The sequence below is a fragment of the Mesobacillus boroniphilus genome, from assembly GCF_018424685.1.
Classification (GTDB): Bacteria; Bacillota; Bacilli; order Bacillales; family Cytobacillaceae; genus Mesobacillus; species Mesobacillus boroniphilus_A.
Genome location: NZ_QTKX01000001.1, coordinates 964,807 through 979,398 on the forward strand (window position 1 = coordinate 964,807; position 14,592 = coordinate 979,398).

The window sequence follows — 14,592 nt, forward strand, 5'->3', positions numbered from 1 at the left end:
AAAATAAACTCGGAGAACAGAAGGTAATCGCCCATTCCCTTGATAGAAGCAAAAAACAGGATTCAACCAAGATCCAATCAGAGGGAGTTCTAATGATTCGTATTTTTAGACCGATTAGTCCTCCAGTAAATGATGTATCATTCTTGGAGTATTCTCGAAAAATTGCTTCATCATCCGATAATGATTCGTTTCATCCAGTTCTCTTTTAAAAATACCTTCCTCACTGAATTCAAAAATCGCTGAATCTGGATAGGCCATAATGATCGGAGTCTAACCTTTGAAACATCATTAACGGCATGTATGAACATCGCAATAAATACGATGGCGACTGGGATGATAAGAAGTTCCATTGATCTTGCCTCCGCTCCTGGCGTGATTTTTCTCCCTTATATCTCTTTTAATGAGTACATAAAAAATATTTAATCAACTTACTGGTTAGGCTAGTTTTCCACCTACTATAAGAATACCTCCTATCCTGTTTTTTTTCAGTAAAATAGGGAAAAACATAGGTATCCCGGTACTTCTTTTTTGCATAAATTTAGCAAAACTGGGATAATACAATATAGGGTATTGAGAAATTAAAAGGAGGCAATAAGAATGAACGATATCACTGTTTACACAACGAATACTTGACCTTACTGCACAATGATGAAACAATTCCTTGAGGGTCAAGGATTAAACTACAAAGAAGTTAATGTACAACATGATCAAGCTGCTGCACAAAAGCTGGTTGAAGAGACAGGTCAGATGGGTGTGCCACAAACGAAGGTTAATGGCAACTGGGTTCTTGGTTTTGACCCGGATACGCTGATGCAGTATGTAAATAAATAATTTTTATCTTAAAAAGAGGCTTAGGCCTCTTTTTTATTTGCCATTTTTTCGAGTAGACTTTCAGAGAATGTTGAAGCCCGAAGTTTCAGTGAGAAGAAGGAATTCCATTGTTTTTGTGGAAATATAATCCACATAACCATTGGGAGAGGAGCAGGTATATGGTAAAAGAGCGGAATGAAATTTGGGATTGGGTGAAGGCATTTCTTATTGCAATAGTATTGGCTTTTGTCGTTCGGGTTTTTTTAATGACCCCGATTGAGGTAAAGGGTGCTTCAATGGAGCCGACCTTGCATAGCCAGGAGAGGATGTTCGTTACGAAAATTGGCGAACCAAAACGATTTGATATCGTTGTTTTCCATGGAACCGAGGACAAGGATTATATCAAGCGGGTCATCGGGCTTCCTGGTGACCGGGTTGAATACAAGGATGACGTGCTTTATATAAATGGAAAGCCATATGAAGAACCATATTTGGATGAGAGCAAGAAGCTCATCTCTAGTGGCCAACTAACAGGTTCGTTTACTTTAAGCGAGACGCCAGTTGGCAGTGACGCTGTTCCAGAAGGTCATATTTTTGTACTGGGAGATAACAGAAGGTGGAGCAGAGACAGCCGCCATTTTGGCGCTGTTCCTATAGAAAGTATAGTAGGAACAACAAAGTTTGTTTTTTACCCGTTGAAAGAAATGAAAATTATTGGTGAATAACCCCAGCTTCCTTAAGCGCGTTGATCAGTTGGATCAACGCGTTTTTTAACCAGGAGTTCTTAACCATGTTTTTGACTGTGCATATAAACATAAATCTTTTCCGCAATGAAACTGAAAATCAGACCAATAATTAAAGGAATCATAGACCCCCCAGATATGTAGAAACCCTCGGCATCAGCAGAATATTCGTAATAAAACATTAACCAGCGAATGGTAAAAATATGTCCGATTAAGAAGAGCAAACCTGTCGTTAAAAAAAGCGTTCCAAGAGTAACAACCAAGCTTTTAAAAGTCATTCGAACACCTCCTGGTTTGTATACGTTTTACATTCGGAGAAGTTTCGATTTTTTGATGGTCCTCAAAATAGACATGTTTACCCTCCCGAATTCAGTTAAATGAATAAATAAACGAATAATAAGGAGCAGTAGATGGGAAAGACGTCGAAGATTTGTTGTTTCAGGAAGAGATTGCTGAAAGCCCTGAATGAAATCTGGGCTGCTAAGTAGCCAAAAGACATTTCTGTTGACACTTTTATTGCCAGGCAATCACACCTTGTAAAACACTTTCTGTAATAACAAAAAAACTCAAATGATTTTTCCGTACCTCTTTAAGGAGCTGGTGCTATTTAGGAGCATGCCAAAGATTATTTAGCAGATTAACCTTGGAGTGGATAGAGAGATTTGCTATAATTAATAAAAAAAAACGACCGATAGGTAGGTAAAAATGAAATCGCTGGACCGTATAAATCAAGAAGCACTGATTTTGTTTGCAGAAAAGGGCTATTATGGTACCTCGCTCTCGATGATTGCAAATGCTGTAGGCATACGAAAGTCTTCTATTTATGCACATTATAATAGCAAGGATGAATTATTTATCGCGGTGGTTCAATTTGTCGCGGGATTATATAAAGCAAAACTGGAGCAATTTTTCGCTGTCTTAAAGGAAGTAGATCATCCAGTGGAACATCAACTTTACCATGTATTACGCTGGTACATGCAACTTTGGGTTGACAAGAAAAACGCGACAAAATTTTGGAGAAGGATTGGGCTTTTTCCACCTGAGCACCTGGAAAATGAAATTAAAAGAATTTCGGCCGAAACAGTGGCACAGAGTTTTCACAAAGAGCTTGCTGACATATTTAGAAAAGGAGTTGAGAACGGGGAACTAAGAAATGTTCCATCAGAGAAACTAGTGGCTCTTTTTCAAATATTGATAGATGGAATTCTAACAGCAATACTATTAAATGATTACCAAGAAACTACTGAACTGATTCAGGATGGTTGGCATCATTTTTGGTCGGGAATCAAGGCAGCAGATATAAGACAGACCAATACGGGGGAAATAAAAAATGTCTAGTGTGGTTCAATCTGAAATATTACTTTCGACAATGTTAAACTCGGTAACTGAGGCAGCTATGGCGCTGGACCCACAATACAATGTAATCTTTATAAATGATATGGCAAAAGAGATTCTAGGTGTTGACGGTGACAATGTAATAGGAAGAAGCGCTTACGATGTTTGGCCAGATGCTCCAGATGATGTCCGTTTTGTTGAAAAAACAGTTAGGGATAAAGAAGAATATTATGTAAAGGCTATGCCTTATAAATGGGGAAAATATAATAAATATTTAGATATACGTACATCCATTATAGAACATGAAGCAGAATTTCTGGGTGCAGCGGTGTTTTTCATGGATGTTACAGATACTATTTCCATACAAAGTGAATTAAGTGACCGGATTGAGGAATTATCCGCTACGCTTATTCCACTTAAAAATAAGGTCGCCCTACTTCCAATTTATTGGGTCCCAGGGCAGTCAGGATTGAAACTTGAACGGACGCTGAAACAAGTGACTGAAAAAACCGTTAAATCATTAATCATTGATTTATCGACAGTCAGAGACCCTGATTTTGAGTTTATTGAATCCCTAAAGAAAGCAAAACAAGCCCTTGGGTTGCTTGGAGTAGAAGTCTTAATAAGCGGTGTACGACCGGAGCTAGCAAGAAAATGGGTGGAAACCGAAACGGCTTATGACGACTTTAAGTTTATAAACAATGTCAGTACAGGACTGAATACATTTATAGATTAATATACTGTAAAAGCGCAAGGATCGAATCTTGTGCTTTTTTCTTTATTCATGCTGTTTTTGTTCTTTAAAAGGCTCACTCCCCAGTCTATTGATGAGAATTTGACTAAGAGCTAAAATTTTAAGAGTAGACAGATTAGTCGAAAGGTAGTTATTGTTTCGATTCTCATCACAAAAATTAAATGATGCAAATAATCCAGAAATAAATCTTACTCAGAAATGAAACCTTAAAGTTAATATATCGTAAAAATAGTAAAATATTAGAAGGTGTGCATTTATATGGATTTTTTGAATTGGTATGACTTTCTAGGCCCCACAACTCCTGCGGCAGCTATTTTCTTTGGAATTATTATTACAATCATTGTTTCTTTGACCGTTTGGTTGGATTCGAAAAAGTTAAGAACTGCAGGAATCGCGGCTTTGACTGGCATTTGTGTGACGTTGGTTGGTGTATTTGTATTGAATACTGCGGGATTCTATGGGTAGACTTTCATAGTTCTAGGTGAGGGATTTGGATGTCTTTGAGAGTATCATTTGTTCCTTAAAAAAGTAAGGATCATAACTGAATTTATCCATCATCAAAATGAAAATAATGAGTATACAATTGTGGAATATTTCCCTTGTGAGGTCGATACCAAGCAAAACATCCTTTTTTTATAAAAATGTCCATCCTTCTTTTTTCTATGTATAGGTACGTGAGCTGCCAGTGTCCTGGCAGCTTATTTTGTTATTACACGTGTTTATTTATTTCAGCGTCTTCTAAAATAGGCTTTTATATGAGTGACAATGCCCATCCCGTTTACATAAATTGTTGGGGAGTATTCTTATAAATTAGTGTATTTGCCTTATATACAGAATTTTTTCATGGAAAGCTCGACTTTTTCTTGCTTCCTGATTTGTGGCCCTTGTTAATTTGTAGAGGAGGATATACAGATGATGAATGATTTTCAAAATGAACTGCAAACGCTGAATGTTGAGGATTTCCATGCAACACAGCCGGTTAGTTGGGATCAAAGCCAGTACTATAATAATACTGGGGATGACCGGATCTTCCTTGGCTTTGGTGGGTTTGGGCGCTGCTTTAGCTGTTTTAGTTGTTTTAGTTGCTTTAACTGCTTCAGCTGCTTTAATTGCTTTAATTGCTTTAATTGCTTTAGTTGCAGCAGATGCAGCCGTTGCAGCAACTGCGGTCGATGTGGTGGTCGATGCGGCGGCGGTGGTCGGTGTGGCGGTGGCGGCCGTTGCGGCGGTCGTTGAGATTGGAGAGAGAGTTAAGAATAATGAAAGTTCAGTATTGATATGTGTAGAGCCCCTGCAGAAGTTCATGCAGGGGTTTTCTTCTTGGAAGATGAGACATACGGGACAAAATGGGATACATACGATGATAATGACAGTCAATAAAAGGAGAGTAAATGGCAATTATGCCTGAGGAGGATTGAAATGGTAAAATTGGACCCTACTATGCGGTTGAAGGTGAAGAGGGATACGTTTTATCTCCCTGAACCAAACAGGGGTGTATATTTAAGGAACAATTCAGTGTCTTTCCGCCTCGAAGGAACCGGGGTAGAAAAATGGGTTGAAAAGCTGTTGCCGATGTTAAACGGTGAGCATTCGCTGGAGAAATTGACGGACGGCTTGCCTGGACCATATAGGGACCGTGTATTTGAAATTGCTGAAGTTCTATATCGAAATGGGTTTGTCAGGGATGTAAGCCAGGATGGTACTCACGATTTATCAGAAAATATACTTAAAAAATATGCTGCACAAATAGAGTTTGCTGATAATCTGGCTGGTTCCGGTGCTTACCGGTTTGAGGCTTTCCGACATGCCAATGTGCTGGCAGTTGGTTCTGGGCCCATTTTAAATTCCTTGGTTTCGTCGTTGCTGCAATCCGGTCTGCCTAAGCTGAACGTTTTGATAACAGACGAAGTACCGAACAACAAAAAAAGGCTAAGTGAGATTGTGGGCCATGCCCGTAAAACAGATCCTGAAGTGGAATTGGAGGTAATAGAACTAAAGGATGAAGGCTGGAGGGAGGTTTTGCAGCCTTTTGATACTGTCCTTTACGTATCCCAAAAAGGAAACCTGGAAGAATTAAAGCGCCTTCAATCTGTTTGCAGACAGGAGAAGATAGCGTTTATTCCGGCTATACTACTAAAACAGATCGGGATAGCAGGACCATTATTTGTGCCGGATTCTGACGTTTGCTGGGAGTCAGCATGGCGGCGATTGCATTCCTCTGTTTTGGAAAAAGAACAGCAAGTACCTGCATCATCTGCCACAACTGGCGCATTGTTAGCCAACATGATCGCATTTGAATTATTTAAAGAGGCAACGGGCGTCTCGAAAGGTACACAGCGAAACCGCATCTATTTACTTAACTTAGAGACTCTCGAAGGGAGCTGGCATTCTTTTTTGCCTCATCCCCTGGAGACTGATGTGCCAACAGCTGAAAGGATAGAAAATCTTGAAAGCCGGCTAGAACGGGAAGTAAAAAGAACAGAACTGGAAAAACAACTACAATCTTTCATTCTGCTAACATCGAAGGAAACCGGGATTTTTCACCAGTGGGAGGAGGGCGAGTTAAAACAGCTTCCCCTGGCTCAGTGCCGGGTTCAGGCAGTGGACCCTCTGTCAGAGGGTCCAGCTGAATTGTTGGGAGAGAGGATATGTTCTGGTTTCACACATGAGGAGGCACGAAGGGAAGCGGCCCTTGCTGGAGTTGAATCCTATGCTTCACGATTGGCGAGTTTGTTTGAGTGGGATGACTTTCTGGGAGTGGGAGCTGGTGAGACATTTCAGGAAGCGGTTAGCCGAGGCTTGCAAAAATGTTTGGTTGAGCAGCTTGGCCAGCAAAGACAACAACATAAGCAGTACATTTCCTTATTGGAGTTCGAGGCAATAGAGGATGAACGGTGCCGCTTCTACTTTGAAGCTCTAACGACGATGCAGGGAAAACCCATCATTGGATTGGGAAATGATATCTCAGGTTTTCCTTCAATATGGGTAGGTACCGGCAGCGGATGGTATGGAAATACAGATTTGAACAGAACCTTGGCGCTAAGAGGGGCTTTACAGCAAGCATTGTTAAAATATCAAAACGATACAGAACCAAATCACACAGTATTTCTGGATAAATCAGCTGTTCAGCTTGATGAAACGGTAAAGCAAAGACTAATCATTCCGTCCTATGAAGAAAGAATACAGCCGGATACCGTGAAGGAAGCAGTGGAAATCCTAAAAAGGAACGGAAAGCGGTTATCCGTACACGAATTAAAGCTTGAACCGGTTTTTAACGAGGAACTAGAAGGGGTGTTTGGTGTATTGCTGCGAGAGGAGGGATTACAATGATTTCTTTCGTAGTGATCATCGGTGCAGGAAGGCTGGCAGATCGTGTAAGTGAAGAGTTATCAGCCAGGCATCAAGTATTTAGAAGGGCTGACTTTGAAAATGGTATTCCTGAAAATGCTGAGCTGATGCTGGTACTTGACGATTCCTGGAACCCCAGTGCACACAAAAGGGCAGAGGAAATCATGAAAATGCATGGTACTCCCTGGATGAGAGGCTATGCTTCGTTTGGTGAGGGTGTGATAGGTCCACTGGTCCGCCCGAATATTCTTGGGTGTTCACATTGTGCAGATCTGAGACTTCTATTAGGCGGGCAGGAACGAAGTGAAATGCAGGAGATCCAGCAAAAACTTTTGACCGACGGTGGAATGCGGGCTGACACGTGGGCTTCCGATACTGGGTTTTTACAAATGGCTCAAATAATTGCGGCAGAGACAAACAGGATTCTTGAGAGGAAGGAAGCATATACACAAGGGCGGATGTTTTTAACCGACCTAAAAACTCTTAATGGCTCATGGCATCCCTTCTTGCCAGATTCTTTATGTCCGGTTTGCAGTAATATTCCTGATGATTCAGCTTCCCTGGCGGAGATTTCCCTGCAGCCAAGTCCGAAGATCAGCGCAGGGAGCTACCGTTGCAATCCACTAGAAGAGTTAAAGAGGGTGCTAGCAAAGGACTATCTGGATAATCGGACAGGACTTTTCAATAACAAAATGTATGATCTTATCACTCCCTTCGCTGATGCAAGTGTCAATCTGCCGATGGTCTCAGGAGGAAATGAGGGAACTGCGGGTCGAACACATTGTTACGCAGAAAGCGAATTGACAGCGATTCTTGAGGGCCTTGAGCGTCATTGCGGTCTTGAGCCGCGGGGTAAACGAACTGTCATCCATGACTGTTATCGGAATCTGGAGGGGCAGGCGCTCAACCCACTGAAAGTAGGAGTACACGCTGATGAGGAGTATGGAAAGCCTGGTTTTCCATTTCAAAAATTTGACCCTGAACGACCGATGGATTGGGTTTGGGGTTACTCTTTAATCGAAGAGCGTCCCATTCTCGTTCCAGAGCTTCTCTCTTATTATAGTTTAGGCTGTAGTTCTGCTGGCTTTGTCTATGAAACCTCAAATGGCTGCGCACTCGGCGGGAGCAGGGAGGAGGCCATTTTTTATGGCATCATGGAAGTAGTTGAACGCGATTCATTCCTGATGACCTGGTATGCGAAGCTAAAATTGCCGCGTCTTGATCCTCTATCAGCCGACGATGAGGAATTGAACTTAATGGTTGAGCGTATGCGCGCGGTTGCCGGTTATGATCTGTATTTGTATAACGCTACAATGGAGCATGGGATTCCGAGCGTCTGGGCGATGGCAAAAAACAGGAAGGATCATGGATTAAATATCATCTGTGCCGCAGGAGCCCATCTTGATCCGATAAAGGCTGCAAAAAGTGCTATCCAGGAGCTCGCAGGGATGATGCTGAATCTTGATGGGAAATTTGAAGCGAATAAAGAGAAGTATATAGAAATGCTAGAGAATCACCAATTTGTAAGGGAGATGGATGATCACGGGATGCTATACGGGTTGCCTCAGGCAGAGGAGCGTTTTCGATTTTTGCTCGATGATAGTCGGCCGTTGCAAAGCTTTAATAATGAATTCAAATGGAGATCGAACCACCAGGATCTCACCGATGATCTCAAGGATATCCTCGAGGGATTTCGTCGATTGGACCTTGACGTCATTGTGGTTGACCAGACGACACCGGAGACGAGGAAAAATGAGCTTTATTGTGTAAAAGTATTGATTCCAGGAATGCTGCCAATGACATTCGGATACCACCTGACCCGGCTGAAAGGGTTAGACAGGGTACTCCAAGTCCCGTTGAAACTTGGCTATGTGAAAGAGCCATTGACGTTTGAAGAACTCAATCACTGTCCGCATCCGTTCCCATAGGAGGTAGGAGGATGAGTCTCGAGGAATTTTTGCATAATCTTCAATTTGATATTGACCGCGCCAATCAGCCAAACTTGGAAACCGACTGGGAGGATGCGCCTTATGCCTACAAGCTGTACCGTAACCAACCAGTGGTGCCCCTGTCTTTAGAGGTTCCACTGACTCTTGAGAAAATACAACCGCCAACTAAGCCTGATATTCATAGAGTCGGCCATTTTCTCTGGTACGTTTATGGAATCACACAGGTAAGCCAGTCCGTTTTTTCAACTGAACTCTCAGAGGAAGAATCCTACACTATGAATTCCTACCGTAGGTTTGCTCCCTCTGGCGGTGCATTGTATCCAAACGAGCTGTACATCTATTTAAAGATAGAAGGATTGCCAGATGGAGTGTACCATTATGACCCCGCGCACCACCGTCTCGTTTTGCTGCGGGCAGGGAACTTCGATTCATATGTTTCAGATGCTCTAGTCAACCGGAGTGAAATTTCATCCTGCTTTGGCGTCGCCTTTGTATCCACGATGTTTTGGAAAAACTACTTTAAATACAATAACTTCTCCTATCGCCTCCAAGGACTTGACGCTGGAGTCCTGATGGGGCAGCTGCTGGAAACTGCTAAGCGTTTTGGTTTCGCTGCCGGAGTATACTTTCAATATTTAGATTCGGCAATCAATCATCTTCTCGGTTTGTCTGAACATGAGGAGAGTGTATATTCGGTTATTCCACTGTCCGTGGAACCCACAAACTGGTCCAGAAGCAGAGATGTTAATATAACAGCCGCTGAATTGAAACTTGATTTGGAGCCAATCAGCTGTGAATATTTGGAGCGGTCCCAAAGGATTCTAGAGTTTCCTAGGTTAATAGCTCTGAATGAAGCATCCATGCTGGAATCAACCTCTTCATTTAACAGGATACAAAGCCTGCAGAGTGGGAGCTTTGATGGTGTGAAGATAAATCTTCCAGAATGCAAACCGTTGGCATATGATCTGGCTGAGGCCAGCAAAAATCGTTTTTCTCCCGATATCGACTTTGTTATGCGCAAGGTAAGTCAGCAGCAGCTGGCCGTTCTGCTGAATGAGTCGATGTCTGCATTCTCTTACCGGAATGATTTGGATGATGTCCGCTTGAACAATGAATCTCGGGTTACAATCTATGGGTGCCTTTATAATGTTGAGGGTATCCCAGATGGAGCCTACCATTACGACCATACCGAACATGCATTACGGGAAATCAATAAGGGGGATCACCGGCTCACTTTACAAGCCGGATTGTCTCTCGACAATGTGAACCTGCTGCAGGTACCGCTTTGTTTGCACGTCGTGGGAAATAAGGATTTCTATTTGAATGAATTAGGGTACAGAGGCTATCGAATTTTACAAATGGAGGCAGGGATGCTCGTTCAAAGCTTACTCACAACAGCGTCTGCTATTGGGTTAGGTGGGCATCCACTTCTTGGGTTCGATACAAACTTAGCTGATGATATTTACAGCATGAGGGAAAAAACCAGCTTGATCCAGATACCCATCGGTCCCTATCGCCCGAGGCCATGGTTAAAAGGAAGTTTGCATAGCTAGTTTTACAGAATATATTAAGAGATTTTATGATACAAACGAGCAGGGGAGAAATCACCTGCTCTTGTTTTTTTTAAAAATTTAAAAAAGAAACCTCAGGGCTCCTTTTTTACATACCATCCAACACTCTTAAAAAACTATTTAGACAATAATCAAAGTCCTTATATAATAGAGGATCTTAAAGGTTTGCTTTCTTTTGGATTAGCTATTTTTCCTTTTCTAACTTTTCAATCAGAGATTCAACGGTTTTTATAATTGTTTCATTACTTACGTCTCGGCCTAATACAGCACTTGCCCTCTTTATCAAATCTTCTTTATTAATAGTCATGCTTTTAACCTTCCCATTTTTATAAGTTGTAGTTTAATACAATGTTTATATTATCGGTAGAATTGACTAATCATTTAACGCAAGAGAGAGAATTTGTATGAGAATATCCACTTATATGTGGTGAATTAAACCTCCAGTCAGTAGTTACTGCTTTTCCATTTTTATAAGATAAAGAAGGGAATTTTATCCTTAATAAGGAATTAGAACAAGAAAGTTTTTATTAGTCAAATGGATGGACTTGTAGAACAAACAAAGCAGGTTAGGGCGTACTTTTTAGTTGAACGTGTTATAGAACAAATGCGTTAGTTCAAAAGTTTTTCCGTCTGAATGATAAATTCGTTTATGGCTACATTTTTTGAAGGAATAAAAATACTCCTTTTGCATTTTGTATGAATACAATCGTAATATTTATTCTAATTTCTGGCGAAGGAAAGCTAAGGAATATTAACTTTAACTCATTGCTGCAAACAAAAAACGCTTAGATATTTTTTAAATGATATCTAAACGTTTTTTGCTAATTCCTTTGCTAAAGAACTTGATATTTATATAGTTAATTAATGTTTCTCCCTCTTAAGCGAAAGAATTATTCTCACGCGAAGGGGTTTTTTACTAATTCGTTAATTGTCTTCCTGGAGAGTGGATTTATCTTGTAAAGGCAGAGTAATCGTAACGGTCGTTCCTTCGTTAACGATGCTGCAGAAGTCGATTTTGCCGCCGTGGTTTTTAATGATTTTCTGGCAAATCATTAAGCCTAGTCCGGTTCCTTTTTCCTTTGTGCTATAGAACGGCTCGCCTAATTTATTCAGCCGGTCTTCTGGAATTCCACTTCCCTGATCCGTTACCTGTATTGAAGCTAGGCTTGTTACTTTGGATATGGCAACTAGAATTTCGCCGCCTTTTGTCATCGCCTCTATAGAATTTTGAATTAAGTTGATTAATACCTGCTTTATTTTATCAGGCTCGCAATCTATATAAATACTAGGTGAGTCAGTTTTAATCTTAATAAATGCATCTGATAGTGTTGCTTGGGGATTCAGCAAATTAACAACGCCGTTAACGAGAGAAATCAAATCTACATTTGATAGATTTGATGCCTGAGGTTTGGCAAGGACGAGCAAGTCTCCAACTATAGACTCAATACGGGCAAGCTCATCGAGGATTATATCAGCATAATCTTCTGCTCCTTCTGCCGGGTGCTCACTCAAAAGCTGGGTAAATCCTTTTATAGCAGTCAACGGATTCCTGATTTCATGAGCAATTCCAGCTGCCATTTGGCCAATTACAGAAAGTTTTTCAGCTACCTGCAGCTGGTCCTCGGTTTTCCTTTGTTCAGTAATATCCTTAATGATGATAAGGGAAACGGCCCTGTTCTTGAAGACTGTCGGAATAAGTTGCATCTCGGCTCTCTTTGAATCATTATCTTTTCGGATTAAACTGATTTCAAGGTCACTGGAGTCTCTAGAATCCAGGCTTTCTTTCAGCAGTTTAAAGTCCTGTGGATCAGTATAATCATACAAAGACGTACCAATTATTTCTTCGAAACTAGTTGCGCCCATCAATTTTTTTCCCTGCTCATTAATGTAAGTCCATACTCCGTTTTTTGTAATAATCCCCATTGTATCTTTGGAATGTTCAAGGAATAACCGATCTCTTTTTTGATGTTCCTTTAGTTTTTCCTCTCGATTAACGCGATTTGTAACATCTCTTGATACGAGAACTGTTTCAGTATTTCTAGGACCTTTCGTTCTGCTCGATTCTAGCCATAAATAATCGCCTTCTTTTCTCCTGAAACGAAACAGAATTTCTCCAGACTGGCAAGAAAAAAAGTATTGTTCCAACTTTTCCTGGTCCAATGGATGGCAAAAGCTAAAAATGGTTTGATCGTGCAGCTCGGCTGATGTGTAACCAAAAAGAGTCTCACAGGAAGGTGCCGCATATGTAAATCTTCCATCTAGTGAATGAGTGGAGAGAAAATCCTTTGCGTTGATCAGTGCTAAGCTTATATCATGTATATCTTTTATATCTGGGGCATAGGCTTGGTGAGTTTCTTCTTTAATCATAAAAAAGCCTCCCTTACAATTAATAGCTGTATAATATTTGAATCGATTGAAATCCTCTCTCTATTTTACTAGACGAGAGAGAAGAGGAACGAATATAATTTCAGTTTTTTAAAAATTAGAACTTTTATCCTGTTTTAATAAGTGAGTCTTCTATATGTATGAAGGGGGAACGGTTGTGGATGAAACATCAGGAGAGATCTGGAAGAGGGCATAAATGAGAAATCGAAGGACATGAATAATACCATTGAATTGGAGTATTCTGCACATCAAAAAAACAGGGTATACCCCTGATTTTCTTGCTTTGTATTTGAAAAGACAATCTGTGTGTATGGAAGCCTGCAGTAAATCAGTTTAATAGCGGGAGCCGGTTCCAGTCCCTCAAGGCCGAGAAATGCCAATAGCAGTCTATATTCCCTTTTTCTTCTTTTCAACATTTTTAATTGATTCCCCATTAGCGATATTAAACAATATGCTTTTAGGTTCATAAATTTTCTGGGAAGGCCATAATCCATGGTGGCCAGAAAATATATAACTGACTACACAGGCCACAAAAAAGTATTCTACTCCCTTACCGTCAAACATTTCCAATGCCAGCAGGAAAGCTGCTACAGGAGTATTTGATGCGGCGCTAAAAGCAGCAATCAACCCCAATGCAGCTAAAAAGGAAATAGGCAGATTTATAAATGTGTGCAAGGCATTGCCTAATGTCGCACCCATGAAAAATATCGGGATTGCTTCTCCGCCAACAAAGCCGGTTCCTAGAGTAACCGCAGTGAAAATCAATTTCCCTAGGAAGGCAAAGGGAGGAACTTCTTCTGTAAAAGACTGTTCTAACATCTGTAAGCTGCGGCCGTTGTAATCTTGTGAACCAACTATCACCGTTAATACTATAATGATAATTCCTCCAAAGAAGGCCCTTTTCATATGGTTCTTTTTGAAGATTTTTTCCGTTGTATTTTGTATACCATGTCTTAACTGGCAGTATGAAATACTTAATAGACTAAAAATAATTGATAGAAGGATGACTTTTAAAAAAGTAAGAAGAGATAATTCAGGAACTGTTTGAATAATGAACTCTTCGTGTTTATGTCCCCAGGCTGCTGTCGTGACGTAGTGGCCAACATAGCTAGCCACAAGACATGGGACAAGCGCTGCAAATTTCATCTTTCCCAATGCAGCCATTTCCATACCAAATACAGCACCTGTGATCGGAGTTCCAAATGCAGATCCAAACCCGGCACTTATCCCGCTCATGATAAAAATTTTCTTGTCAAGTATGAGTGCCTTGAAAAAGTTATTCACTGCTTCGGCTACACTTGCGCCCATTTGGACAGCTGCGCCTTCCCTTCCGGTGGATCCGCCAAAAAAGACTGTAATAAATGTTGCAACATAGACGATAGGTCCCATTCTCCGAAGAACTTTTTTCTTTCCATGTACAGCGTCAATTACCAGGTTATTTAGCTCAGCTGCATCATTTAATGTGTTATCTAGAAATACCTTTCCATAGTTCATATATAGGTATCCGATGATAATTCCACCAAGAGGAAGAAGGAATATAAGCCATCCGCTTTTTTCCCGTACATCCCCAAGGTAATCGTTTGCCTCTACCAGGAAAGTCGTTGCAGAACCAACAACTAGTCCAATAATCGCTCCGAAAAATACCCATTGACTTAGAAGCGAAAAAACTCTCTTATACTTTTGCAACATATTCATTC

General features: G+C 40.8%; 14 protein-coding genes. 9 read left to right on the forward strand and 5 right to left on the reverse strand.

All coding sequences use genetic code 11. The annotated features are described in order from the left end of the window. Positions 1-170 precede the first annotated feature (170 nt). The gene (locus DYI25_RS04865) at positions 171-350 is read right to left on the reverse strand and encodes a hypothetical protein (RefSeq protein ID WP_213367313.1); all 180 of its coding nucleotides are present in this window, start codon (positions 348-350) and stop codon (positions 171-173) included. A gap of 247 nt (positions 351-597) precedes the next feature. Here DYI25_RS04865 and DYI25_RS04870 point away from each other — a divergent pair, with 247 nt between their 5' ends. Beyond that, on the forward strand, positions 598-831 hold the full coding sequence (locus DYI25_RS04870) for a glutaredoxin family protein (protein ID WP_213367314.1): 234 nt from the start codon (positions 598-600) through the stop codon (positions 829-831). A 158-nt stretch (positions 832-989) separates the two neighbouring features. Continuing rightward, positions 990-1,535, forward strand: a complete 546-nt coding sequence (gene lepB, locus DYI25_RS04875) for a signal peptidase I (protein WP_213367315.1) — start codon at positions 990-992, stop codon at positions 1,533-1,535. A 59-nt stretch (positions 1,536-1,594) separates the two neighbouring features. Here the strand turns inward: lepB and DYI25_RS04880 are convergent, their stop codons facing one another. Further along, the gene (locus DYI25_RS04880; RefSeq protein ID WP_213367316.1) at positions 1,595-1,831 is read right to left on the reverse strand and encodes a hypothetical protein; all 237 of its coding nucleotides are present in this window, start codon (positions 1,829-1,831) and stop codon (positions 1,595-1,597) included. Between the two features lie 427 nt (positions 1,832-2,258). Here DYI25_RS04880 and DYI25_RS04885 point away from each other — a divergent pair, with 427 nt between their 5' ends. The 7 genes from DYI25_RS04885 (at position 2,259) to DYI25_RS04915 (ending at position 10,492) form a co-directional block, all read left to right on the forward strand. Beyond that, positions 2,259-2,891, forward strand: coding sequence for a TetR/AcrR family transcriptional regulator (locus DYI25_RS04885; protein ID WP_213367317.1), 633 nt, complete (start codon positions 2,259-2,261; stop codon positions 2,889-2,891). After that, a complete protein-coding gene (locus DYI25_RS04890) occupies positions 2,884-3,624 on the forward strand; it encodes a PAS domain S-box protein (RefSeq protein ID WP_213367318.1) in 741 nt (246 codons plus the stop codon). The genes DYI25_RS04885 and DYI25_RS04890 overlap by 8 nt, the downstream gene beginning before the upstream one ends. Before the next feature lie 276 nt (positions 3,625-3,900). Next, complete coding sequence (locus DYI25_RS04895; RefSeq protein ID WP_213367319.1) at positions 3,901-4,107, forward strand: hypothetical protein; 207 nt, start codon at positions 3,901-3,903, stop codon at positions 4,105-4,107. A 450-nt stretch (positions 4,108-4,557) separates the two neighbouring features. After that, a complete protein-coding gene (locus tag DYI25_RS04900; protein ID WP_213369413.1) occupies positions 4,558-4,878 on the forward strand; it encodes a heterocycloanthracin/sonorensin family bacteriocin in 321 nt (106 codons plus the stop codon). 183 nt (positions 4,879-5,061) lie between these two features. Next, positions 5,062-6,972 carry a putative thiazole-containing bacteriocin maturation protein gene (locus DYI25_RS04905; RefSeq protein WP_213367320.1) on the forward strand — a complete coding sequence of 637 codons (1,911 nt, stop codon included), beginning with the start codon at positions 5,062-5,064 and terminating at the stop codon, positions 6,970-6,972. After that, positions 6,969-8,918 (forward strand): TOMM precursor leader peptide-binding protein, encoded by a 1,950-nt coding sequence (locus tag DYI25_RS04910; protein WP_213367321.1) that lies wholly within the window; start codon positions 6,969-6,971, stop codon positions 8,916-8,918. Before DYI25_RS04905 ends, DYI25_RS04910 begins: the two co-directional genes overlap by 4 nt. An 11-nt stretch (positions 8,919-8,929) precedes the next feature. Beyond that, a complete protein-coding gene (locus tag DYI25_RS04915; RefSeq protein ID WP_213367322.1) occupies positions 8,930-10,492 on the forward strand; it encodes a SagB family peptide dehydrogenase in 1,563 nt (520 codons plus the stop codon). 202 nt (positions 10,493-10,694) lie between these two features. Here the strand turns inward: DYI25_RS04915 and DYI25_RS22550 are convergent, their stop codons facing one another. The 3 genes from DYI25_RS22550 to DYI25_RS04925 all read right to left on the reverse strand — a co-directional run bounded on the left by DYI25_RS22550 (position 10,695) and on the right by DYI25_RS04925 (position 14,590). Next, positions 10,695-10,817, reverse strand: a complete 123-nt coding sequence (locus tag DYI25_RS22550) for a hypothetical protein (protein ID WP_274609486.1) — start codon at positions 10,815-10,817, stop codon at positions 10,695-10,697. 617 nt (positions 10,818-11,434) lie between these two features. Beyond that, on the reverse strand, positions 11,435-12,877 hold the full coding sequence (locus tag DYI25_RS04920; RefSeq protein ID WP_213367323.1) for an ATP-binding protein: 1,443 nt from the start codon (positions 12,875-12,877) through the stop codon (positions 11,435-11,437). A gap of 405 nt (positions 12,878-13,282) precedes the next feature. Further along, the gene (locus DYI25_RS04925; protein WP_249745244.1) at positions 13,283-14,590 is read right to left on the reverse strand and encodes a chloride channel protein; all 1,308 of its coding nucleotides are present in this window, start codon (positions 14,588-14,590) and stop codon (positions 13,283-13,285) included. Positions 14,591-14,592: the final 2 nt, after the last annotated feature.

Coding starts and splice junctions, on each gene's coding strand:
- DYI25_RS04920 (WP_213367323.1), bottom strand. CDS start 12,877: ATGATTAAAGAAGAAACTCACCAAGCCTATGCCCCAGATATAAAAGAT.
- DYI25_RS04910 (WP_213367321.1), top strand. CDS start 6,969: ATGATTTCTTTCGTAGTGATCATCGGTGCAGGAAGGCTGGCAGATCGT.
- DYI25_RS04925 (WP_249745244.1), bottom strand. CDS start 14,590: ATGAATATGTTGCAAAAGTATAAGAGAGTTTTTTCGCTTCTAAGTCAA.
- DYI25_RS04895 (WP_213367319.1), top strand. CDS start 3,901: ATGGATTTTTTGAATTGGTATGACTTTCTAGGCCCCACAACTCCTGCG.
- lepB (WP_213367315.1), top strand. CDS start 990: ATGGTAAAAGAGCGGAATGAAATTTGGGATTGGGTGAAGGCATTTCTT.
- DYI25_RS04880 (WP_213367316.1), bottom strand. CDS start 1,831: ATGACTTTTAAAAGCTTGGTTGTTACTCTTGGAACGCTTTTTTTAACG.
- DYI25_RS04915 (WP_213367322.1), top strand. CDS start 8,930: ATGAGTCTCGAGGAATTTTTGCATAATCTTCAATTTGATATTGACCGC.
- DYI25_RS04905 (WP_213367320.1), top strand. CDS start 5,062: ATGGTAAAATTGGACCCTACTATGCGGTTGAAGGTGAAGAGGGATACG.
- DYI25_RS04900 (WP_213369413.1), top strand. CDS start 4,558: ATGAATGATTTTCAAAATGAACTGCAAACGCTGAATGTTGAGGATTTC.
- DYI25_RS04865 (WP_213367313.1), bottom strand. CDS start 350: ATGGAACTTCTTATCATCCCAGTCGCCATCGTATTTATTGCGATGTTC.
- DYI25_RS04885 (WP_213367317.1), top strand. CDS start 2,259: ATGAAATCGCTGGACCGTATAAATCAAGAAGCACTGATTTTGTTTGCA.
- DYI25_RS04890 (WP_213367318.1), top strand. CDS start 2,884: ATGTCTAGTGTGGTTCAATCTGAAATATTACTTTCGACAATGTTAAAC.
- DYI25_RS22550 (WP_274609486.1), bottom strand. CDS start 10,817: ATGACTATTAATAAAGAAGATTTGATAAAGAGGGCAAGTGCTGTATTA.